Here is a 22,076-nt window from a genome sequence, read left to right on the forward strand (position 1 = left end):
AGATGTAGAAAAAAATGGCGAAACAAAGTAAATTTGGAGGATTAACGATATCCTCCAAAATCATGTCAGTCGTTGTCGGAACATTACTCGTAACTGTTGCATTATTCGTTTTAACATTTTATCTGGTCAGCCAGGATTTATCATCCCAGTTATTAAAGCAGTTTGATTATCGATTAACAACAGATATTGATACAGCTAAAAAAGAAATCGACAATATTGATGGAAATGTCTTAAGCATTAGCGGGAAGAATGATCCGCTTTATGTTGAAGCCAAAAAGAAAATTACTGAGCTTAAAGAAAATCATTCGCTTGAGAACTTATACGTATTATCTAATAAGGGCGGCAAGGAGAGAATTATTGTCTTAACTGGGGAAGACAATGATTTTAATCAGGATTATGCTTTTTCAGATGAAATGAAGCAAGCTCTATCTGAAGATAAAGTAGTGAAAAGTGATATTTACAATGATTCATATGGTACGCATAAATCAGTCTTTTTACCAATAAAAGATTCAGACGGTGAGCTGACTGGGGTTTTAGGTATTGATTTAGATGCCTCTGTTGTTCCAGAAACTACGAAGAAGCTGACAATCTATATATCAGTTGCTTCTATTATTGTGCTGATTGGCGGATTACTCTTCTCGTTTATTATGGGAAGAAGAATTGCGAAACCGGCACGCTCACTTATGGAGACAGCCAACCGTATTGCAGAGGGCGACTTAACCGGAACGGTGGAGGTTGAAAGTAAAGACGAGATCGGCCAATTAGCTGCTTCCTTCCAAAAGATGCAGGGACGGATCAAAGAGCTTATTGCCAAAATCTCCAGCTCATCAAGTGAAGTTTCCAAAATGTCCTCACAGCTTCGCACGGTGACGAATGAATCTAGTCAAAGTGCTCAGCAAGTGTCAGAAGCGATGGCGAATATGAGTGAAGGCATCAATGATTCTGTGTCAAACATTACGGAATGTACGACCTCTGTTGCTGAAATCGACACACAAATCGAAGGCGTGACAAGAGAGGTAGATGAAATGAAATCCGTTTCATCGAATGTACAGGAGCAATCAGAATCAGGCCAGAAGCTGGTTCAACATGTGCTTGAGCATCTGAATGTGTTACACAACATGATGACGAACTCAAAACAGGCAGCAGAAGAACTGAAATCACACTCAACAAAAATTGAAAGTGTGATCTCGATTATTACGGACATTTCAGCGCAAACGAATTTGCTAGCACTAAATGCTTCTATTGAAGCGGCACGTGTTGGAGAAGAAGGGAAAGGGTTTGCTGTTGTGGCAGATGAGGTTCGTAAGCTTGCTGAACAATCGGCAGATGCGGCTAAGACAGTGTCAGACTTAGTCATTGGTACACAGGAAAACAGTCAGCGTGTGCTTGAGAGCGTAGAGGAAAGCAGCCGAGCAGTGGAAGAAGGACGTGAGCAAATGCAAGGTACGTCTCAAAACTTCGCTGGTATTTACGACGGGGTTTCCCAGTTTGCAATCAGAACCAATAATCTGCTTGAATCGATTCAGCAGGTGAAACGAGCTTACCAAACCATTTCAACATCTATTGAACAAATTTCTGTTGTTTCAGAGGAACATGCAGCTAGCTCTCAAGAAGTAGCGGCGGCATCAGAACAGCAAAGTGCTGGAATGCAGCAAATCTCTAGTGCAATTGAACAGCTATCTGATATGTCAAAAGACTTGGCACAGATGGTTGCAGCATTTAAAATCGACGAAAAATAACCAGAAAGCTGGCTCTTGTATGAGAGTCAGCTTTTTTGCTATGCTCAAATAAAACGGAAAGGGGGGCAGAGCCATGGATTTCGCGCAGAGACTGTCAGAAGAACGGATTAAAAAAGCAATGGAAAACGGTGCATTTGAGGGACTAGCAGGCTTTGGAAAGCCGCTACCGAAAGATGATGCCGCTTATGTACCCGAAGAATTGAGAATGGGCTACCGAATCATGAAAAATGCAGGTTTTGCTGGCGAAGAAAGTGCATTAAAAAAAGAACTGATGACAGTTAAGGAGTTACTTAAAACGACTATGGATTCAGAGGAAAGAGTAAAACGCTCTCTCGTTTGTGAGGAAAAACAAAAACGTCTTGATGAATTAACTGCAAAGCGCCAAACATTCGCACGTTCTGCCTCCTCCTTTTATAAAAACAGGGTCTATGAAAAAGTGAACAGAGAATAAAAAATAATGTCATGCTGCCTTCTGACAACACAGAGGCAGCTTTTTATGTAAGCGCTATATTTTATTGTTGACTACATGTATATACAAATATAAAATAATAGGTAAACATGTATATACAATTTTTAGTTCTTTTTTCTTATAAAAACGATCTTGGAGGGGATAGCATGGCTTATCAGGCAGCAGCAGATCAGATTGTGAAAGCCGTCGGCGGCAAGGAAAATATTGAACAAGCCACACATTGTGTCACAAGGCTTCGGTTTGTCTTAAAGGATGAAGAAAAGGTTGACGAAAAAGCGCTAGAACAAATTGATGAAGTCAAAGGTTCATTCTCAGCAAACGGTCAATATCAAGTGGTCATCGGCCAAGGTGTAGTGAACCGGATATATGCTGAAATGGTGAAACAAACGGGGATTGGGGAAGCAACAAAGGAGGACGTCAAACGCGCCTCTGATCAGAAATTAAATCCATTGCAACGTGCTGTGAAAACGCTTGCTGATATCTTTATTCCAATTCTTCCTGCCATTGTCACAGCCGGTTTATTAATGGGGATTAATAACATATTAACGGCTCCTGATATTTTCTTTGATCAAAAATCGATCGTAGATGTGTATCCGGCATGGGCTGATTTAGCGAATATGATCAATCTCATCGCAGGGACTGCCTTTACATTCTTGCCAGCATTAATTGGTTGGTCGGCCGTGAAACGTTTTGGAGGAAATCCACTTTTAGGAATGGTACTTGGACTCATGCTCGTTCATCCCGACTTGTTAAATGCTTGGGGATATGGAGCGGCTGAAAAGTCTGGTGATATTCCAGTTTGGCATCTATTCGGACTCGAAGTGCAAAAGGTAGGTTATCAGGGGCAAGTTCTTCCCATATTAGTCGCATCATATTTATTGACAAAGCTTGAATTATTCTTAACAAAACGGACACCAGAAAGTATTCAACTGTTAGTCGTTGCCCCCATTACACTTTTATTGATCGGCTTTTTATCTTTTATCGTCATCGGACCGATTACGTTTGCGCTTGGAAACGTTTTGACATCTGGACTAGTGGCGGTGTTCCAGCAATTTGCGGCACTTGGCGGTCTGTTATACGGTGGATTATATGCGGCATTAGTCATCACAGGAATGCATCATACTTTCCTAGCAGTAGATATTCAATTGATTAATTCAAAGCTGCACGGCACGTTCCTTTGGCCAATGCTCGCCTTATCGAATATTGCGCAAGGATCTGCTGCTCTCGCAATGATGTTCGTCCTAAAGGATGAAAAACAAAAAGGACTGTCACTTACATCTAGCATTTCAGCATATTTAGGTATTACCGAACCGGCTATGTTTGGTGTTAACCTGCGCTACAGATTCCCATTTATCTTTGCAATGATCAGCTCAGGAATAGCCGGCATGTTCATCGCCTCTCAAGGTGTGTTAGCAAGCTCTGTCGGGGTCGGAGGCATTCCGGGTATATTTTCTATTATCCCGAAATATTGGGGCGCATTTGCCATAGGTATGGTCATTGTCCTCATTGTTCCATTCATTGGAACCCTTTTATACGCAAAACTGAAGAGGAAAAAGGATGAAGTCTAATCCTTTTTTTCATATGATAATAACAAGTGGTGGTGAAAGAATTTGCATCAACAAACAAATGAACCGTGGTGGAAAAAAGCGGTGGTCTATCAAATTTATCCGAAGAGTTTCCTAGATACAACTGGCTCTGGAACAGGTGATATTAACGGTGTGACCAAGAAGCTGGACTATATACGAGAGCTCGGAGCTGACTGTATTTGGCTGACCCCAATGTATGAGTCTCCGCAATACGATAATGGCTATGATATTAGTAATTACAAAAAACTACATGAGATGTACGGCACAATGGCTGATTTTGAGCACATGCTAAAAGAAGCACATAAACGAGGAATTCGTGTCATCATGGACATTGCTGTCAATCATACGTCTATTTTCCATGAATGGTTTCAAGCCTCGCGCAAGTCAAAGGAAAACCCTTATCGGGACTTTTATATTTGGAAGGAGCCAAAAGAGGACGGTTCTCCGCCGAATGATTGGCAATCGAAATTTGGTGGTCCAGCATGGGAACGAGATGAAGCCACCGGTGATTATTACCTTCATTTATATGATGTCACACAAGCCGATTTAAATTGGGAAAATGAAAAAGTCCGAAAGCAAGTATATGACATTATGCACTTTTGGTTTGAAAAAGGGATTGATGGGTTCCGGCTAGATGTCATTAATAATATTTCAAAGGATCAACGATTTTTAGATGACGCCGGACAGTCAGTGCAAGGTGATGGGCGAATGTACTATACAGATGGACCAAGAATTCATGAATTCCTGCATGAAATGAACCAAGAGGTGTTTGCGAAATACGATAGCATGACGGTTGGGGAGATGTCTTCTACCAATATAGCAGACTGCATTCGGTACACACGACCTGATCGAAAGGAACTGGATATGACCTTTAACTTCCATCATTTGAAGGTGGATTATCCAAATGGTGAAAAGTGGGCCATTGCACCATTTGATTTTCTCGCACTGAAATCGATTCTGTCTGAATGGCAGACGAAAATGCACGAGGGTGGCGGTTGGAATGCGCTATTTTGGTGCAACCATGATCAGCCTCGCATCGTATCAAGGTACGGAGATGACGGCACATATCATAAGCAATCGGCTAAGATGCTGGCTACAACTATTCATCTGATGCAGGGGACACCATATATTTATCAAGGTGAGGAAATCGGCATGAAGAATCCCACTTTTCGGGATATGACCTCTTATCGTGATGTGGAATCAATCAATATGTACGAAGTCATGCTTAAAAAAGGGAAAACAGAGGAAGAGGCACTGGCTATTTTACAGGCTAAATCAAGAGATAATGCCCGGACGCCAATGCAATGGACATCCGAAAAGAATGGTGGATTTTCAACGGGGACACCTTGGATTGAGCCGGCAGACAACGATCTTACTGTCGAGTCCTCATTAAAAGATCCGAAATCCATTTTTTATCATTATCAAGCACTTTGTAGGTTACGTAAAGAATACGATGTCATCACGTATGGTAGCTTCACTTTGCTGCTGCCAGATGATCCGAAGATTTTTGCTTATATAAGAGAAGGAGAAAATGAGAAACTGCTTGTCATCAATCATTTTTATGCAGGAGAGGCGAATTGGTCGCTTCCTGATGAGTTGAAACAGGCTGTTGAAGAGATGAATCATCACGTGCTTTTATCCAATTATGATGATGTGCCCAAAGAGATAAAGGCCTTTACGTTGCGTCCATATGAGTCAATCGTTTATCATTTAACCAAACGCTAGAAAATGGAGCGGAGGGAAAATGAAAGAGAATAAATTTCGAGCGATATATGATCAGCTCGCACGACGAATTGAACAAGGTGAATGGCAGGATAAAGGAATCCTTCCATCAGAGCATGAGCTATCCTTGATGTATGACACGTCACGAGAGACCGTAAGAAAGGCATTAAACATTCTTGTGCAAAATGGCTATATTCAAAAAATCCGGGGAAAAGGCTCTGTTTTGCTGAATAGAGAAAAAATGCGGTTCCCTGTTTCAGGTCTTGTTAGCTTTAAAGAGCTCTCGCAGACACTTGGCCGGAAGACAGTCACAACTGTTCATGAGTTTGGATTAAAAAGACCGGCTCCATATATTCAGTCTCAGCTGAAAATAAATGAACAAGAAGAAGTCTGGGAGGTCATTCGATCTCGCAACATTAGTGGTGAAGAAGTCATTTTAGACAAGGATTACTTTTTGCAAAAGCATGTGCCGATACTGTCAAAGAAAATTTGTGAAGGATCGATCTATGAGTATATTGAAGGAGAACTCGGTGTATCAATTAGTTATGCTCAAAAGGAATTTGTTGTGGAGCCATGTACAGAAGAGGATGCACAGTACCTTGATTTGAATGGATTGGACCATGTGGTTGTTGTGAAAAATTACGTGTTCTTGGAGGATACGAGTCTATTTCAATACACAGAAAGCCGGCACCGGCTGGATCGGTTTCGATTCGTTGATTTTGCAAGAAGAGAAAAAATAGACAGAGCGTAGGCTCTGTCTATTGTTTAGATGAGACACCTTTTCTTGATCGCTTGCGCTGATAGTCATATAGGATACCACCTGAGGCTAGCATGAGTAAGCCGATCAACATAGCGGTATACATCATAGTTGCTGTATGGGGCAGTGTACCCCCTAGAAAATCCGTTCCGTTTTGATTTTGATTTGGATCATTTCCACTGGGTGTATTTGTATCGCCCTGATCACCAGTTTGATCTGGTACAGTTGCAACAGCTTCACTTTGATTTAAAACAGTGTATTCACTAAAGTGATTCGTTTCACCTGTCACAACTCCGTTTTTAAAGGAACCGTTACTTGTTTGAGAGAAGCGGTTTTTCTCTCGATCAACATAATAGATAGAAGGTTTATTCGCCTTTGCTGGCTCATCTAATGTAAATGATAGTTTGACAGGCTCTTTAAAGGTGGAGACACTTTTCTTATTTTGCTTGATATGGAAATCATATGTGTCTGTCAGTGCATTTTTCACCTTGCCTGTTTTCGCCATCCATACATCGGCGTTCTTCTCTGACAGGTTGGCAAGCGGTAATTCTAGTCCGGCTCTATCATGATAGATGGTCACGTATGGATCTTGTTTTCTTTTCTTGAGCTCGGTGATTTGCGCTTTTGATAGAGACAATTGAATATTTTGGGTATGTCGAGCTTTGTCTAAATAGAGCAATGCTTTATTTGTATGTTGTACATACATTTGAAACTTCTCATCATCTTGAATGTCATAGTCTCCTTTTCCTTTTGAATGAGGAAGGAAAACCTCTTTCACACGATGGTCAATGGTTGGTGAAATACGGCCGTTAGCTTTTTCAATTTGCTCTTTGAAGATTTCATAGTCAACATAGCCTAAGTCTTCTCCATAAGAGGCTTCTGTAAAGACGCTGTATCCATCACCGCCTGTGCCAACAAATGCGTTTGTCGCCACGCGGTATGTCTTCTGATCATCAATGTCAGACAGGCCGCCGTTTTGATCTTTCAGTTTCACATCAATTAATCTGCTGCCAGTTGGTTTACTCAGTGTAAACGTATATTCAATGCCAGCTACATGAGGGAATGCGCCTCCGCCTTCCTCAATGCTTGACAAGCCTTGTTCGAGTGCTTTTTTAATTTGGCTTCCTTTTAGATCAGCAACATATAGCGTGTTTCCGAAAGGCATTACGGTCAAAATATCACCTAGTGTTATATCTCCCTTTTCAATACTGCTTCGAATACCGCCGCCGTTCGTAATGGCTAAGTCAGCGCCTGAAGATTCTTTGGCTTTCTTTAGCATACCGTCGGCGATAAAGTCACCGAGATTTGTTTCTTTTGCACGAACGTGCTCACGCTGTCCATCTAAAAGGACATCTGTCTGACCGATTTTCTCTGTTTTTAAATCGTGAATATCGGTCTTGTACTTGTCAAGGATTGCTTTTGCTTCAGCATCTTCTTTGACAGAGTCATCAATCGTCATGAGGTGAAAAGAAGATTCTTTTGGCTGAACGACACCTTTTTTGTTAAAGGCCACGTCAACTTTTCCTAAGAATTGTCCATCATCTTTTACTTGTGCGACAATTGTTGGTTCTTTTTTATTGACGACTTTTAATTTTTTTACAAGGGTGTGCGTATGTCCGCCAATAATTAAGTCAATACCGTCTACCTTTTTTGCAAGCTCAAGATCACGGTGATAGCCAATGTGTGTTAAGGCAATGATCTTATTGATTTTTTCTTCTGTTTGAATCGTGTTGACTGTATCTGTTGCTTTCTGATAAGCATCGTTAAATTTAATATTAGGTCCGCTACTGGATGTAATAGCTGTGTCTTCAGTTGTTAATCCGAATACAGCGACTTTCTCACCGCTGACATCAAGCAGGATGTAAGGGTAAATACCGGGTTCTTTTTTTTCGCCAGCTTTCAATGTAGTCGGCTTTTTCACTAAATCGCTTAATTGTTTTTCCTTTGATACATCAACGTTTGATGACACAATGGGGAAGGCAGGCTTTTCAAAGTTGTGACGGTTGTTTGCATCGACAAGAGAGGCATCCCCTGTTAAGAATTGACGAAGTGCTGTTGGTCCTTTGTCAAATTCATGGTTACCAAATGTCATGGCATCGTACTTCATCAAATTCATCAGTTTTAAATCAGCCAGTCCTTGCCATTTTGTGAAGTATAGGTCACCAGAGAAGACATCTCCAGCATCTAATAAAATATTGTTTTCACTTTGGGCTCGAACTTCTTTGATCTTTGTGGCGCGTCTTGCGGCATCATCTAGGTGTGCATGAGTATCGTTTGTGTGCATGACGGTCAATTTCCAGTTGTCTGACGCAGGTGGTTCCGTTGTGCCATCTTGAGTGAAGGATAGTTTGTACACACCGAGTCCATCTGTGCTTGCGTTACGAACAAATGCGACGTTGTTTGATTTCTCTGCGAATGGTTTTGCGAGGAGGGAAGACTCAAAGGTTAGAGTCGCACCCTTCACTGGCACAATGGACCAGTTTTGATCGGCACTTGGATTGATTGTTTTTTGTTCAATGATATAATCCATTAGCACTTGCCGATTCTCATCTGCAGAAGCGAGCACGACTTTATCTTGCGTTAGATGCGGGAAGCCTCCACCGCCAGAAGCACGATAGTTGTTCGTCACGACTAAAAACTCTTGATTGGCAGATACAGGTTTTCCATTGTATGAAAGGTTTTTAATCCGGTTTGCATTGGCATGAATGAGTGTGCCGGTTGTGCTATATTTTGCAGGTTGTGTCACATCAATTTGATAGGTGACACCGTCAATCACATCAAAGTTATATGAGCGATAATCTTCGTTTAAAATTGGCTGTTCATTTGAGTTATTCGGTTTAATTTGATTAAATTGTCCAGCAGACATTTCTAACCAGTCTTTCACTTCACTGCCCTTGAGCTTGACGATTTGTACGGTGTTGTCGTAAAGATAGAGATCGCCGATATTTTTAATCGCTAGATCTCCTTTGGCAATATTCGTGTAATCATTGACACCATTTCGGCCGCCAGCTTTAAATGGCGCACCCGCAGATAAAATCGGTAAGTTTTTATACGCAGTGTCCTTCATTTTTTCTTGTGCATACCACTTTTGTGCATCTGTCACAATTTGAATTGAAGGATCATCTATCACTTGGGCAAAAAAGCTATTAATGTCTGCTTCTGTTTTTCCGACAGGCTTTCTGACATAATCAAGTGTGTTTTGGTGAGTGGTTTGAATGGCATTTTTGACTGTACTGTTTTGAGATGTGACTTGCGTGACTGATTCAATTTTCCCTGTTCCGTTTGTCACTTTCCATTTGCTACCGTCTGGCTTCAGTGTTAAATCAATGATGCCGAGGTAGCTTCCCCAGTTTTTCGACATGACGACTGGAATGCCATTGATGGTTCCTTTGGATACATCGAATGTGTCTACACCACTGTAAGCGGAACTTGGGAATGCCCCATGCTGATGACCGGACACAATGGCATGAATGCCCTTTGTCTTTGTGGCAAGGTCAAAAATCATATTTTCTGACCCTTTAGGCTGGGCTGTTTTTTCAATTCCTGTATGAGCAAGAGCGATGATGATATCAGCACCTTTTTCTTTCATTTCAGGAATGGTTTCATTGGCAGACTCGACTATATCTTGTACTTGAACTTGTCCATCTACATTCTTCTTATCCCATGTCATAATTTGTGGCGGAACGAATCCTATGTATCCAACTTTTAAGGTTTGTGACCTTCCATTTGCATCTTTGAACGTTTTGTTTTGAATCACATAAGGAGTAAATCGGTGTTCTCCATTTAATTTTTTGACGTTCGCATTTACGATGGGGAAGTTTGCACCAGCGATGGTTCCATCAAGGAACGATAATCCATAGTTAAATTCATGATTGCCAAGTGTTCCTGCATCATATTTTAGTTGATTGAGTGTATGAATAATGGGGTGAACCTTTGTTCGATTGATGATGCTACTTTTCTCATTTTTGTAAACGTATTCTCCAAGAGGGGTTCCTTGAATCAGGTCTCCGTTATCAACAAGAAGTGTATTTGGATTTTGTGAACGGTGTTTTTCAATCAGCTCGGCTGTTTTGGCTAAACCGAATTCATTTGTTTCTTTGTCGCTGTAATAATTGTAATTCATCATGTTGGCATGAACATCTGTTGTGGCTAAGATGCTCACTTGAATGGCATTGCCGCTTTCTGCTTCTGCGTGAATGAGTGTTGCTGGGAAAATGAGACTAATCATCATAATGGAAGTGAGCAGAATAGACAAGTTTTTCCTTCGTTTAGCCCTATTTGCTTGCTTCTTCACCTGATCTCCGCCTTTCTAATTTTCTTGACCTCAATACCTATTGTAGAAATGTTTCGTTAACTTTTGTAGTTATTTTTTGCAGATTATTGTAAAGATAACACAAATTATCCGAATTACCTTGATAAGGGAATGCGAATGGGTCTAAATGATTATTTTAATCTAAGGGGTTTTCAGATAGGAATAGGATGTTTGATTCCAAAACGAGCGGGTATATTGTGTAATGTAAACATAATGATGCAGGAGGGTTTCTACATGGGTAAGAAAATTGCCGTTTTACTAACAGATTATTTTGAGGATGTTGAATTTACCGAGCCTGCGAACGCCTTTAAAAAAGCAGGTCATGACATCACAGTCATTGAAGATGAAAAAGGAAAAACGGTTAAAGGGAAAAAAGGAGAAGCGGAAGTGAAAGTGGATGCGTCCATTGATAACGTGAAGCCAGAAGACTTCGATGCACTCCTCATCCCAGGCGGATTCTCACCAGATATTCTACGTGCAGATGATCGCTATGTTCAATTTACAAAAGCGTTTATGGATGAGAAAAAACCAGTATTTGCGATCTGCCACGGTCCGCAATTGCTGATTACTGCAAAGACATTAAAAGGTAGAGGGGCAACTGGTTACATATCGATTAAAGTCGATATGGAAAACGCAGGTGCAAAGTTCAAAGATGAAGAAGTGGTTGTTTGTCAGGATCAGCTTGTGACAAGCCGTACACCAGACGACATTCCAGCATTTAATCGCGAATCATTAAAACTCCTTGCGAAATAAATGAACATGGTGAAAGATGTTTTGCCTTAGAGACATCTAGATAGGGAAAAGCCAGCACTTATCAACAGGTGCTGGCTTTTTATGAGCACATAAATGAAAGGAAACTGCCCCATTCTGAAGCAGTTTCTTTCACATCATGATTTTCTTAAGTTTTTCAGTTCGCTTGCAATGGCTTGCATTTCACTTGGGCTGAATGAAGATTTTTTCATGACCATTTGGTGAAGAAATTCAATATCCTCATACTTGTCTGGACTGAAGTCCTCGGCTTTAATGACTCCCATGTTCAGCATGTTTAACTTTTGCGAAATGTCTTCAATTAGCTGATTGACTTCAGCCGCTTTTTGCTCTGACAAGGGTGGCACGTCCTTTCCTGCTTGTATCGAATCATATCTATTCTAACAGAAATGCGAAAGAATAAAAGGGCTATGAAGAAGAGACGGAGATGTTTTTCTCATTTTTCTCTTGCTTGAGCTTATCGATAATACGTTTGGATTCAAACACAACGACCCCTGACAGACCGATCAGCCCGATTAAGTTCGGAATCGCCATGAGTCCATTGAGCATATCCGCTAACCCCCAAACGAAGTCATTCTTAAACACTGCCCCGAAAAAGACGGCAATGACAAACACAATGCGATAATACATCACATATGAGTCTTTGACTAAATATGTAAAGCATTTTTCCCCATAATAGGACCAGCCAATGATAGTGGAATAGGCGAATAGTAATAATCCGATGGCGACAATCGTCGAGCCGATAGGCCCAAGGAAATAAGCAAATGATAAGGAAGTGAGTGCATCACTTTTCTCACTTAAATACATATCTGCCATTACAATGGTAATGCCAGTAATGGAGCAAACGATGATTGTATCAATAAATACTTGGGTCATAGACACAAGCGCCTGACGAGCGGGCATATCGGTTTTTGCCGCAGCAGCCGCGATTGGCGCTGAACCAAGACCTGCTTCATTTGAAAAGACCCCTCGTGCCACACCCCAACGTATGACGGTTCCAATGGCACCCCCTGCAACAGCTTGACCTGTAAAGGCATCAGAGAAAATTAAACCAATTGCGCCTGGCACAAGATCAGCATTCATCACAAGAATGAACAGCCCGGAAATGACGTAGAATAAAGCCATAATCGGAACAAAAATAGATGTCACTCTGCCAATACTCTTAATTCCGCCTAAAATAACTAGTGCAGTAAAGGCTGTGATGATGATTCCAGTCACCCAAGTTGGTATGTGAAAGGTAGAATTCATGACCCCAGATATGGAATTAGACTGCACAAGATTTCCGATCCCGAAGGCAGCACTGGCGCCAAAAATAGCAAATAACACCCCTAGCCATTTTTGCTTCAAACCATGCTCTAAATAATACATGGGCCCGCCCGACATCTCGCCTTTTTCATTTTTCACACGGTATCTGACAGCAAGAACGGCTTCAGCATATTTCGTGGCCATTCCAAAGAAAGCTGCAAACCACATCCAACATACAGCGCCTGGTCCACCGGCAATGACAGCTGAGGCAACCCCTACAATATTCCCAGTTCCAACGGTAGCAGCTAAAGCCGTCATTAACGCTTGGAAATGAGAGATATCGCCTTCAGAAGTTTTATCTTGTTTTGAAAATGCGAGCTTTAAAGAATAAGGAAGTAATCTAATTTGAATGAAGAGAACGCGAAAGGTGAGGTATATTCCAGTACCAACAATTAAAACTAACAGGGGAGGGCCCCATAAAAAATTGTTCATATTTGTGACAAACTGTTCAATTAACCCCATAAAATATCCCCCTTTATTTCTGTAATTCTCCTAAAGTGTCTCCTGATTTTGTGTAATTTGTCAATATCAATGACAGTTTTTCTTGCAAAGTTTCCAAAAGGAAAAGGGCTTGATATGATAGAGAAAAGGTTTTTGAAAGGGTCTCTGAGGGAAAAGATAGGGGGAGAATGAAGGATGATTTATGTATTATTTGTGTGTCTCGGCAATATTTGCAGATCACCAATGGCAGAGGCAATGTTTAGAAAGCGTGTAGAGGACGAAGGACTTGCAGAGCAGTTTGTAATTGATTCAGCAGGTATTGGCGGCTGGCATCAAGGCAGTCCTCCACATGAAGGAACGAGAAAGCTGCTTGATCAAAAAGGCATCAGCTATGAAGGCATGAAAGCAAGACAAATCATTAATGAGGATATTACAACATATGACTATATCATTGCTATGGATGCCGAAATTGTAGGTGCACTTCGCAGTATCGCCGGCTATGGGAGTCATCATTTTATTGGTCGTCTTCTTGAGTTTGTAGAAGAGGACGATCGGGATGATGTACCAGATCCTTATTACACAGGGAACTTTGAGGAAGTCTATGATTTAATTGAAACAGGAATTGACCGTTTTTTGACGTATGTAAAGAAAGATCAAAACCTTTAACTGAAAGGAGATCAGATGAGATGGAAGAGAAAAATCATGTGCTGCGAGGAGCTGTCATTGGAGCAGCTTGCGGAATGCTGCTCACATTATTTCATCGGCCAACAAGAACGGCATTAAAAGACAAATGGAGCGACTGCCAGCAAAAGCTGGAGGAATACCGCCAAGAGCCAGGCAAGATGTCTGCTTACATGAAAGAAAAAGTTGAAGAAACGAAGCAGATTTTGCGAACGGTCTCAGATGATTTGTCATTTTTAAATGAACAGATAAATCAGTTAAAGGAAACAACACCAAAGGTATTAGAGATTATTGAAGAAACAAAGGATCACTTTCGATCAAAACAGAAAGATTGATCATTGGAGCTGAGACGTATGAGTTTTGTTAAAGCGTTAATTGAGCGCTTTTTACTTCATGAAGGACCGGCAAAATCTGCAGAGCTTGCCTATTTCTTTTTGCTTTCATTATTCCCGTTTCTCATCTTCGTTTTGACGCTAGTCGGATATTTGCCACTCACCTCAAAGGATGTGTTGAATGTGATCTCTGGTTATGCGCCGGAGGGTGCTCTATCAATGATTGAATCAATTGCTTACGAGACACTTAATAGACGGAATGGCGGATTATTGTCATTCGGGATTATTGCAGCTCTTTGGTCTGCTTCCAATGGCATTAATGCGATCGTCAGAGCGTTTAACCACGCTTACGAAGTGGAGGAAAATCGTTCCTTCATTCTCGTACGTTTAACATCCATCATCTTAACGATTGCAATGGTACTCACGATTATTTTTGCCCTGATGTTACCTGTGTTTGGAAAAGAACTTGGCTTGTTTGTTTCCAGCTTAGTCGGTCAATCTGATACCTTTCTCACGATGTGGGCTGCTCTTAGATGGATCATCAGCCCGCTGATTTTACTCATTGTCTTTACATCATTATATTATTTTGCCCCAAACATTCGGTTGAAACTAAAGCTTGTGCTGCCTGGCGCCATATTTGCTTCCATCGGGTGGATTTTTGTGAGCATGCTGTTCTCTTTTTATGTAGGCGAGTTTGCCAACTATAGTGCAATGTATGGAAGCATCGGGGGAATTATCATTTTAATGATCTGGTTTTATTTAACCGGCATTATGATCATTCTAGGTGGCGAGCTCAATGCGCTTTTATATAAACGTAAAAACGTACCAGGCAAACTGTAACGACAAAAGGGCATCCTAAAGGAGAACAAACTTGTTCAATTCATGGATGGGGGAATGACCACATGTCTAAGCAATCGAAAAAAGGCGGAAGCAACACAAAACAAAATAAAGGCCATCAGCCGAAGCACAAAACAAGCGGAAGTGCGAACGGTCAGAATGGTTATCACTAATGAAATGAAACCCCCTGCTCTGCAGGGGGTTTTCATGATTTTTATGAATTTTAAAATTTTTTACATCTGCTAGGCTCTTACAGTGATGGACCCACGGGAGTGACTCATCTAAATAAGATCTATTTTCATGGATAAGTGTTAACAGCTTTTGCGCATCATCTAACATTAATATGTCTAGTTTCAGTTCATTTGGAATGTCGCGGGTAAACAAGATGATATGTCCTCCTCATCAAAAGGTTTTATTCATTCACAAGCACAGCCGATGCTCTCCCAAATCGAACGCAGCAAAACACAAATAGAATCATGATGCTGACGAGATAGAGTAAATTTACGTGCTCGAACATTTGGACAAAGAATCCGCCTAGAATCGGTCCGAGTATACTGCCTGCACTAAAGGCCATCCCGCACATCAAATTCCCGGCAGGAAGAAGATGTTTTGGCAATAAGTCGGTCATATAACTGATGCCAAGTGAAAATGTAGAGCCAACTGCCATTCCGGCAATAAAGAAACAGATGGCAACGGCTAAAACGGACTGGATGAAAATACCCGCCATGAGGAAAAAGAATGACCCAGCGAGCGTGACGCATAAAATCACTCGCCGCCTTCCAAATCGGTCGCTTAGCATGCCGAGTGGTAGCTGAAAGACAATACTCCCTATAGCAAAGGCAGGTAAAATAAGCGCAACTGCATCCACACTAACCCCGCTTCTTAACGCATAGACAGGGAAGTTACTATTTAATGTGGTCTCTAAAAATCCATAGCAAAATGGCATCATAAAGGCGACCCATCCAAACTGGAAGGCCTTTTTAAAGCGCTTCAAGCTGTTAGTATGCTCTGTTTGAACTTCTCCTGTATCTGGATATGTATTTTTTAGAATAAACACGAGTAGCCAAATACATAAACTGACCGCACCTGTGACGATAAAAGGCAAAGATGGATTGATTTCGATCAATGGTGTTAAAAATGGACCTGCTGCAAAACCCAGTCCAAAGGACAACCCGTACAATGAAATATTCCGTCCGCGATGTTGAGAAGAAGATGCATAGGTCACCCACGTTTGTGTAGAGAAATGAAGCATATGGTCACCAATACCAATGATGAGACGGAGGAAAAACCAGACAAGATAAGACTCAAATAGGACAAAGCTGAACAAACTGCAAAATACCGCTAGTCCTCCAATCACAATTAAAGGTTTAAAACCGAAACGTCGAAGCGGTGCTTCCATAAAAGGAGAAGCGAGCAGTACGCCGAGATATAATCCTGTAGCATGCAGACCGTTTAATGTAGCAGAAGTACCAGCATGTTCAAAGATAATAGATATGACAGGTAGTAATGCGCCCTGTGAAAAGCCAGATACCGATACAAGTAAAATTAAAATCATAAAGTGAATTCTTGACATAGGAAGCTCCTTACAAGTTCATGTATTCATATCGTACAATGGAACAATAGGGGTTTCAATAGAAAGGTGGAAAAGGAATGAAGCTGACATACGAAAATGAGCGCTGGGTGGCAAATGTCGATTACGGACAACTCAATATATCGAGAAAAGAAAAAACAGGTTATCGACCATATGAATTGTTCGTGTCAGCAGTGGCGGGCTGTTTAGGTGAAATGCTCATTCATGTTTTACGAAAAAAACGAATACCCTATCAAGAATTGATCATTCATTCTAATACGACAAGAGAAGGTGCAGCAAATCAAATCACCCATATACATTTACTGATCATCATGAAAAATATCGACGTTTCCGACGAGCAAATGAAACAAGTGGTGCAACTCGCCATGAAGCACTGTTCAATGGTGCAATCTGTGAAAGGTAGCATCGACATCACCACCTCGCTTGAACGACTCTAAATGTATATGATGACGGCACTCACGAAAGAATAACAGTCAGACGTTATGTAAAGGAGAATAACTGTATGAATCGTTTATTTCTTGTGATTGTTGTGTTAGGTGTTCCACTTTCAGTTATCGGTAGTTTACTCCATTTCCCGCAGGCGGTTATGTTTGCGATTTATTGTATCGCCATTATTGGTCTGGCTAGTTATATGGGAAGAGCAACAGAAAGTCTGTCGATCATTGCAGGACCAAGAATAGGTGGACTTTTAAATGCTACATTTGGAAATGCAGTTGAATTAATTATATCGTTCTTTGCGTTAAAACAAGGGTTGACTGCAATTGTGCTTGCCTCATTAACCGGATCAGTCATCGGTAACTTACTTTTAGTGGCAGGGTTGTCTTTTTTCGTTGGCGGTTTAAAATTTAAACGGCAAGAATTTAATGTCCATGATGCGAGACATAACTCTGGATTGCTTATGTTTGCCGTCATTGTCGCTTTTGTGATTCCAGAAGTTTTTTCAATGGAAATGGCGGAGGACAGACAATTTGCATTAAGTATTGGGATTAGCGTTGTAATGATTTTGCTCTATGTGGCAGCCCTATATTTCAAGCTGGTTAGTCATCGCGGGGTTTATGTAGCAAAGCAAGAGATCGCAAGCGGCGAAGCGGCAGAAGGAGAAGAACAACCAGAATGGTCAGGTATTTTCGCAACAATTGTTCTGCTGCTTTCGACCATTGCTGTCGCTTATATCTCAGAGCGGTTGGTTCATACATTTGATACGGTAGGAGAACAGTTTGGCTGGAGTGAGCTGTTTATCGGGGTCATCATTGTCGCCATTGTAGGTAATGCGGCGGAACATGCCTCTGCTGTTATCATGGCTTATAAAAACAAAATGGATGTCGCTGTTGAAATTGCCTTTGGCTCAACACTTCAGGTCGCCATGATGGTCGGACCGATTCTTGTGATCAGCTCTCTTTTTTTCGAAAAGCAGATGCCGCTGATTTTCTCGCTACCAGAACTGATTGCCATGTCATCATCGGTACTGCTAACTGTGATTATATCGAATGACGGTGATACAAACTGGTTTGAAGGAGCAACATTGCTCGCTGCATATTTTATCATGGCGATTGGATTTTTCCTTTTATAATGTTTTAGGGATAAGGGACGTCTTTGCGGAAAATACTATGGAAAAATGAATGAGAAAGAGTGATGATATGAAAAAGATGCTTCGCATCATGGTTGTTGTTCTTTTATCCTTAAGTTTTCTATATAGTTTTCCGGCAGAGGCAGCAAAGCCTTTTAAAGTGCCATCTTCTGTAGCTAGTATATCGAAGGAGAATACGTATCCGAATGCTTCACAGGATCAGCCGCTTCTTCAGCCAAGTGAGCTGACGGCTGAATTATTTAAAACAACCAATGTTCCAATTGAAAATACACATTTGATTAAAATGCTGAATGAATCAAGCATCTCTGATACACCGCTTGCAGTTGGGTACAGGGCAACCATTTTTCTTGGAAGGTGGGCGCTTAGCTACGAATCAAGTGAAACAGTTGCGAATTGGGAATACAAAAAGGTGAATACAAACCATATTGACAACAGAGGTGGTAACAAAACGGCCATCGCCAAATATGTTCAAAAGCAGCAAGTGAAAGTAAGCGGTGGACTTACAGCCAAAGTGCCAAGTCCAGAAGATGTGAAAACATTGATGATGCAAAAAGCCATCCAAAAAACAAAGCTGCCGCTTGCCTTTGATACAGTTATTGGTGCAGGAACAAAACGAGATCAGTCGTACCATGTATCTCCAAAAAAAGCAGCTTCTCTGCATGCTTATGCCCCTGCAATCAACGAAAAAGGAAAGATCACATACGGTGAAGTATACCTTGTGTTAAAAGGAAACAAACGCAAGCTTGTCGTCAAAAACGTCACTTCTCAAGGAATCGGCGCATGGATTCCTGTTCAAGATCATCTGACTTTTGGTTTTCAAGGGATGAATTAATTTGCTAAAAAACCTCTTTCAACACGAAAGAGGTTTTCTTTTATTCACCTAAATCTACATTATGATAAACCTGCTGAACGTCTTCGAGGTCTTCTAATACATCAATTAATTTCTCGAATTGTGCTTTTGATTCATCATCTAATGTGACTTCGTTTTGAGGAAGCATCGTGATTTCAGCAACAGTGAATTTTTCTACACCGGCTTGTTTGAATGCTTCTTGCACTTGATGAAACTGATCTGGTTCAGCGTAAACAATGACAGTTTGATCTTCTTCGATAATGTCACGTACATCAACGTCTGCTTCCATTAAAAGCTCAAGTGTTTCTTCCGCGCTTTTTCCTTCTACACCAATGACAGCCGTTTGGTCAAACATGTAGGCAACAGATCCACTAACGCCCATGTTTCCACCATTTTTCCCAAATGCCGCACGCACATCTGAAGCAGTACGATTCACGTTATTGGTGAGTGCATCTACAATGATCATTGATCCATTTGGACCAAATCCTTCATAGCGTAGCTCATCGAAGTTTTCATCAGAACCACCTTTTGCTTTTTCAATCGCACGGTCCACAATGTGTTTTGGAACATTATATGTTTTGGCACGTTCTAGGACAAAGCGAAGTGCTTGGTTTGATTCTGGATTGGGCTCACCTTGTTTGGCAGCCATATAGATTTCACGCCCGAATTTTGCGTAAATACGACTCGTATTTGCATCCTTTGATGCTTTCTTTTCTTTAATGTTGTTCCACTTACGACCCATCTTATTCACTCTCTTTCACTTAGTAAATACACAGTATGAGGGTCCCCATGCTGCATGACACTCTGCTTTCTATTATACATGAATCAGTCAAGGGGATAGAAGTAAGAGGGCTGAAAAGTACTGAATTCCTTAGCTGATATGTCCGAGTTGTTCCAGTGTTTTGAGTTTTTCATATGCTCTTGTCATTTCGACTTTCCGTCTAACAGAAAAAATGCCCGCAATCGCCGTTTTTCAGCTTCATATGGACGATCTAACAAAGGCGTTTTTTACCGTGTCCTTATCAAATAACATATGATCAATTGCGTAGATGTTTTGTTCCTTTTTTCAAGATCATGAAAGAGGAGGTTATTTGACAGGTTGTGGATAGACGAGATCTTCGAGCAATTTCACACCATGCTGATGAAGCTGTTTGATCATTTCTTTACGGACAGCAAGGGCAGCTTCAAAGTATCTTTCATCTTCGACCATCCCTTTGACTGTGATTTCAATGCCACGATTCAGCTTGTTGAGTCCCATAATACCGTGAACCTGAAAGGGTTCAATGGCTTCTTGGAATTCATCTTTTTTCAGAAAGTCATGATGGTTTTGATTCAGTTGGTCACAAGCTGCTTCCAATGCCTGAAAGGCGATGTCAGGATCCTGATTAGCACTAATTAACACAGATTCTGTAATTCGCATATAGTGCATGTTGTAGTTTTGAATTTGCCGGATGTCCCCATTTGAAATGGTTAACAGCTTGCCGCTCCATTCTCTAATTTGAAGCGAGCGTAGGCCAATTTCCTCAATGGTTCCATTAAAGAGATTATTGACCGTTACATAGTCTCCTTTATGGATTTGCTGTTCATAGATCAGGAATATCCCTGCTAAAATATCACGGATTAACGTTTGCGCACCAAAACCGATCACAATCCCAGCAACGCCAGCACCAGCAAGGATTTTTCCAAAGTCATCAAAAAAGAGGGACATGACATAAATCACAAAGCAAATAGAGGCTGTGTACTTCGTGATTGATCTCACCAAGCTCTCAATCGTTTTCTTCTTCTTGTCTTCAATAAACTCTGTTCGTTTAAAGAAAAGCTGAAGGGCTTTGTTGACCATAAAGACAGCAAGCCAAAGAATGAGTCCAATAAGCAGAATTTCAATGTATTTGTTTTTGACTACAGTCAGAAATGTATCGTTCATCTAAAGGTTACCCCCTGGCCGTTCGAGAAGTAAAATCGACATCTTGATAATAGCTGTTTTTCACAAGAACATTAGGACCTAGACATTTTACGCTTGGGCAATGACAGTTCAGCTCTTTTGCCAGTTTTGTTTCCATCCAGCGTGTGTACGCAGATTGCAGTGTATCTGTTTCAATGTTACCGAGTGGAGGCGTATCGCCAAAGTCTGTCACAATAATATTCCCATCAAAAATATTCACATTCAATCGGGAGCGGCCGTCAGGATCATTTCGGACGGTGACGTTTTTGGCTTGACGCAATCTTTCGAGAAGACGCTGGTCTTCTTCGTCTGTGCTACATGAATAAAATGGCAAAGTACCGAATAGCATCCATGTGTCCTCATCACGAATATCCAGTAGCTGATGAATGGCGTCACGCATTTGCGGGAGCGTCAATGTTTCAAGTGCACTGGCAAAATCACTTGGATACATCGGATGAACTTCATGCCGTTGACATTTCATCTCTTCCACGATTTGACGATGAATGTGCTCAATATAAGGCAATGTACGCTTATTCAACATTGTCTCTGCGGATACAGTCACGCCCGCTTTGACAAGTGCCTGACTATTTTCGATCATTCGGTCAAATAATTTTTCCCGCTGCTGAAAGGTTGGTTTTCTGTCCATCATGGCAAAGCCAACCGTTGCAAATTCCTGGGCAGTGCCCCAATTATGTGAAATGTGGAGGACATCAAGGTATGGAATAATCTCCTCATATCGAGCCAAATCAAGCGTTAAGTTTGAATTTATTTGTGTACGGACACCGCGTTCGTGAGCATACTTTAATAAAGGCACTACATATTCACGGACAGATTTTAGAGAAAGCATAGGTTCCCCGCCTGTAATGCTAAGTGAGCGAAGTAAAGGGACCTCATCTAGACGGCGAAGTAACAAGTCAAGAGGCAGTGCATTTGGGTCTTTTGGTTGCAATGTATAGCCAACTGCACAATGCTCACATCTCATGTTGCATAAAGTGGTGGTCGTCAATTCAATATTTGTCAGCTTCATTTCTCCGTAGTCCTGCACATCGAGATAGGCTTCCCAAGGGTCGTATGCAGGGGTAATTGGACGAAGTGCTGTTTTTTGATTCATGGTATCTATCTCCTTTTCATTCGGGCAAACGAAGACCCGCCAACA

Annotated in this window: 19 protein-coding genes; 12 read left to right on the plus strand and 7 right to left on the minus strand. The window is 41.2% G+C overall.

Annotated features, from left to right (window positions below; translation table 11 throughout):
* The first annotated feature begins 14 nt into the window (after positions 1-14).
* From ACIQCE_RS15120 to treR, 5 genes are all read left to right on the plus strand, one after another.
* Positions 15-1,739, plus strand: coding sequence for a methyl-accepting chemotaxis protein (locus ACIQCE_RS15120; RefSeq protein WP_400495773.1), 1,725 nt, complete (start codon positions 15-17; stop codon positions 1,737-1,739).
* Positions 1,740-1,812: 73 nt separating this feature from the next.
* Positions 1,813-2,190: a DnaJ family domain-containing protein gene (locus ACIQCE_RS15125; RefSeq protein WP_400495775.1), complete on the plus strand. Its 378-nt coding sequence runs from the start codon at positions 1,813-1,815 to the stop codon at positions 2,188-2,190.
* Positions 2,191-2,354: 164 nt separating this feature from the next.
* The gene (gene treP / locus ACIQCE_RS15130; RefSeq protein WP_400495777.1) at positions 2,355-3,776 is read left to right on the plus strand and encodes a PTS system trehalose-specific EIIBC component; all 1,422 of its coding nucleotides are present in this window, start codon (positions 2,355-2,357) and stop codon (positions 3,774-3,776) included.
* 42 nt (positions 3,777-3,818) lie between these two features.
* On the plus strand, positions 3,819-5,519 hold the full coding sequence (gene treC, locus ACIQCE_RS15135; protein WP_400495779.1) for an alpha,alpha-phosphotrehalase: 1,701 nt from the start codon (positions 3,819-3,821) through the stop codon (positions 5,517-5,519).
* A 19-nt stretch (positions 5,520-5,538) separates the two neighbouring features.
* Positions 5,539-6,267, plus strand: coding sequence for a trehalose operon repressor (gene treR, locus ACIQCE_RS15140; protein WP_400495781.1), 729 nt, complete (start codon positions 5,539-5,541; stop codon positions 6,265-6,267).
* 7 nt (positions 6,268-6,274) lie between these two features.
* Here treR and ACIQCE_RS15145 read toward each other — a convergent pair whose 3' ends face one another.
* Positions 6,275-10,567: a multifunctional 2',3'-cyclic-nucleotide 2'-phosphodiesterase/3'-nucleotidase/5'-nucleotidase gene (locus ACIQCE_RS15145; protein WP_400495783.1), complete on the minus strand. Its 4,293-nt coding sequence runs from the start codon at positions 10,565-10,567 to the stop codon at positions 6,275-6,277.
* A gap of 252 nt (positions 10,568-10,819) precedes the next feature.
* On the opposite strand from ACIQCE_RS15145, the gene ACIQCE_RS15150 reads away from it, so the two are divergent.
* The gene (locus tag ACIQCE_RS15150; protein WP_400495785.1) at positions 10,820-11,338 is read left to right on the plus strand and encodes a type 1 glutamine amidotransferase domain-containing protein; all 519 of its coding nucleotides are present in this window, start codon (positions 10,820-10,822) and stop codon (positions 11,336-11,338) included.
* 134 nt (positions 11,339-11,472) lie between these two features.
* Here the strand turns inward: ACIQCE_RS15150 and ACIQCE_RS15155 are convergent, their stop codons facing one another.
* Together ACIQCE_RS15155 and ACIQCE_RS15160 are read right to left on the minus strand one after the other, a co-directional pair.
* Positions 11,473-11,691, minus strand: a complete 219-nt coding sequence (locus ACIQCE_RS15155; RefSeq protein ID WP_353856371.1) for a DUF1128 domain-containing protein — start codon at positions 11,689-11,691, stop codon at positions 11,473-11,475.
* A gap of 70 nt (positions 11,692-11,761) precedes the next feature.
* Positions 11,762-13,120, minus strand: a complete 1,359-nt coding sequence (locus ACIQCE_RS15160; protein WP_400495787.1) for an alanine/glycine:cation symporter family protein — start codon at positions 13,118-13,120, stop codon at positions 11,762-11,764.
* Between the two features lie 174 nt (positions 13,121-13,294).
* On the opposite strand from ACIQCE_RS15160, the gene ACIQCE_RS15165 reads away from it, so the two are divergent.
* Genes ACIQCE_RS15165 through ACIQCE_RS15175 form a run of 3 tightly spaced genes read left to right on the plus strand, consistent with a single transcriptional unit; the run spans position 13,295 to position 14,952 of the window.
* Positions 13,295-13,765 (plus strand): low molecular weight protein-tyrosine-phosphatase, encoded by a 471-nt coding sequence (locus tag ACIQCE_RS15165; RefSeq protein ID WP_400495789.1) that lies wholly within the window; start codon positions 13,295-13,297, stop codon positions 13,763-13,765.
* 20 nt (positions 13,766-13,785) lie between these two features.
* The gene (locus ACIQCE_RS15170; protein ID WP_400495791.1) at positions 13,786-14,115 is read left to right on the plus strand and encodes a hypothetical protein; all 330 of its coding nucleotides are present in this window, start codon (positions 13,786-13,788) and stop codon (positions 14,113-14,115) included.
* Positions 14,116-14,133: 18 nt separating this feature from the next.
* A complete protein-coding gene (locus tag ACIQCE_RS15175; protein WP_400495793.1) occupies positions 14,134-14,952 on the plus strand; it encodes a YihY/virulence factor BrkB family protein in 819 nt (272 codons plus the stop codon).
* A gap of 409 nt (positions 14,953-15,361) precedes the next feature.
* Here the strand turns inward: ACIQCE_RS15175 and ACIQCE_RS15180 are convergent, their stop codons facing one another.
* Positions 15,362-16,522 carry an MFS transporter gene (locus ACIQCE_RS15180; protein WP_400495795.1) on the minus strand — a complete coding sequence of 387 codons (1,161 nt, stop codon included), beginning with the start codon at positions 16,520-16,522 and terminating at the stop codon, positions 15,362-15,364.
* 77 nt (positions 16,523-16,599) lie between these two features.
* Here ACIQCE_RS15180 and ACIQCE_RS15185 point away from each other — a divergent pair, with 77 nt between their 5' ends.
* From ACIQCE_RS15185 to ACIQCE_RS15195, 3 genes are all read left to right on the plus strand, one after another.
* Positions 16,600-16,977, plus strand: a complete 378-nt coding sequence (locus ACIQCE_RS15185; RefSeq protein WP_400495798.1) for an OsmC family protein — start codon at positions 16,600-16,602, stop codon at positions 16,975-16,977.
* Positions 16,978-17,042: 65 nt separating this feature from the next.
* Complete coding sequence (gene cax, locus ACIQCE_RS15190) at positions 17,043-18,110, plus strand: calcium/proton exchanger (RefSeq protein WP_400495800.1); 1,068 nt, start codon at positions 17,043-17,045, stop codon at positions 18,108-18,110.
* Positions 18,111-18,177: 67 nt separating this feature from the next.
* Entirely contained in the window at positions 18,178-18,960 is a 783-nt protein-coding gene (locus ACIQCE_RS15195) for a YfkD family protein (RefSeq protein WP_353856363.1), read from the plus strand.
* A 40-nt stretch (positions 18,961-19,000) separates the two neighbouring features.
* Here the strand turns inward: ACIQCE_RS15195 and ACIQCE_RS15200 are convergent, their stop codons facing one another.
* The 3 genes from ACIQCE_RS15200 to yfkAB all read right to left on the minus strand — a co-directional run bounded on the left by ACIQCE_RS15200 (position 19,001) and on the right by yfkAB (position 22,031).
* On the minus strand, positions 19,001-19,720 hold the full coding sequence (locus tag ACIQCE_RS15200) for a YebC/PmpR family DNA-binding transcriptional regulator (RefSeq protein WP_400495802.1): 720 nt from the start codon (positions 19,718-19,720) through the stop codon (positions 19,001-19,003).
* 345 nt (positions 19,721-20,065) lie between these two features.
* Entirely contained in the window at positions 20,066-20,902 is an 837-nt protein-coding gene (locus tag ACIQCE_RS15205) for a mechanosensitive ion channel family protein (RefSeq protein WP_400495804.1), read from the minus strand.
* A gap of 7 nt (positions 20,903-20,909) precedes the next feature.
* Entirely contained in the window at positions 20,910-22,031 is a 1,122-nt protein-coding gene (gene yfkAB, locus ACIQCE_RS15210; protein WP_400495806.1) for a radical SAM/CxCxxxxC motif protein YfkAB, read from the minus strand.
* Between the last annotated feature and the right edge of the window lie 45 nt (positions 22,032-22,076).

The sequence above is a fragment of the Bacillus sp. NPDC093026 genome (assembly GCF_044754665.1).
In the GTDB taxonomy this organism is placed as follows: Bacteria; Bacillota; Bacilli; order Bacillales; family Bacillaceae; genus Bacillus; species Bacillus maqinnsis.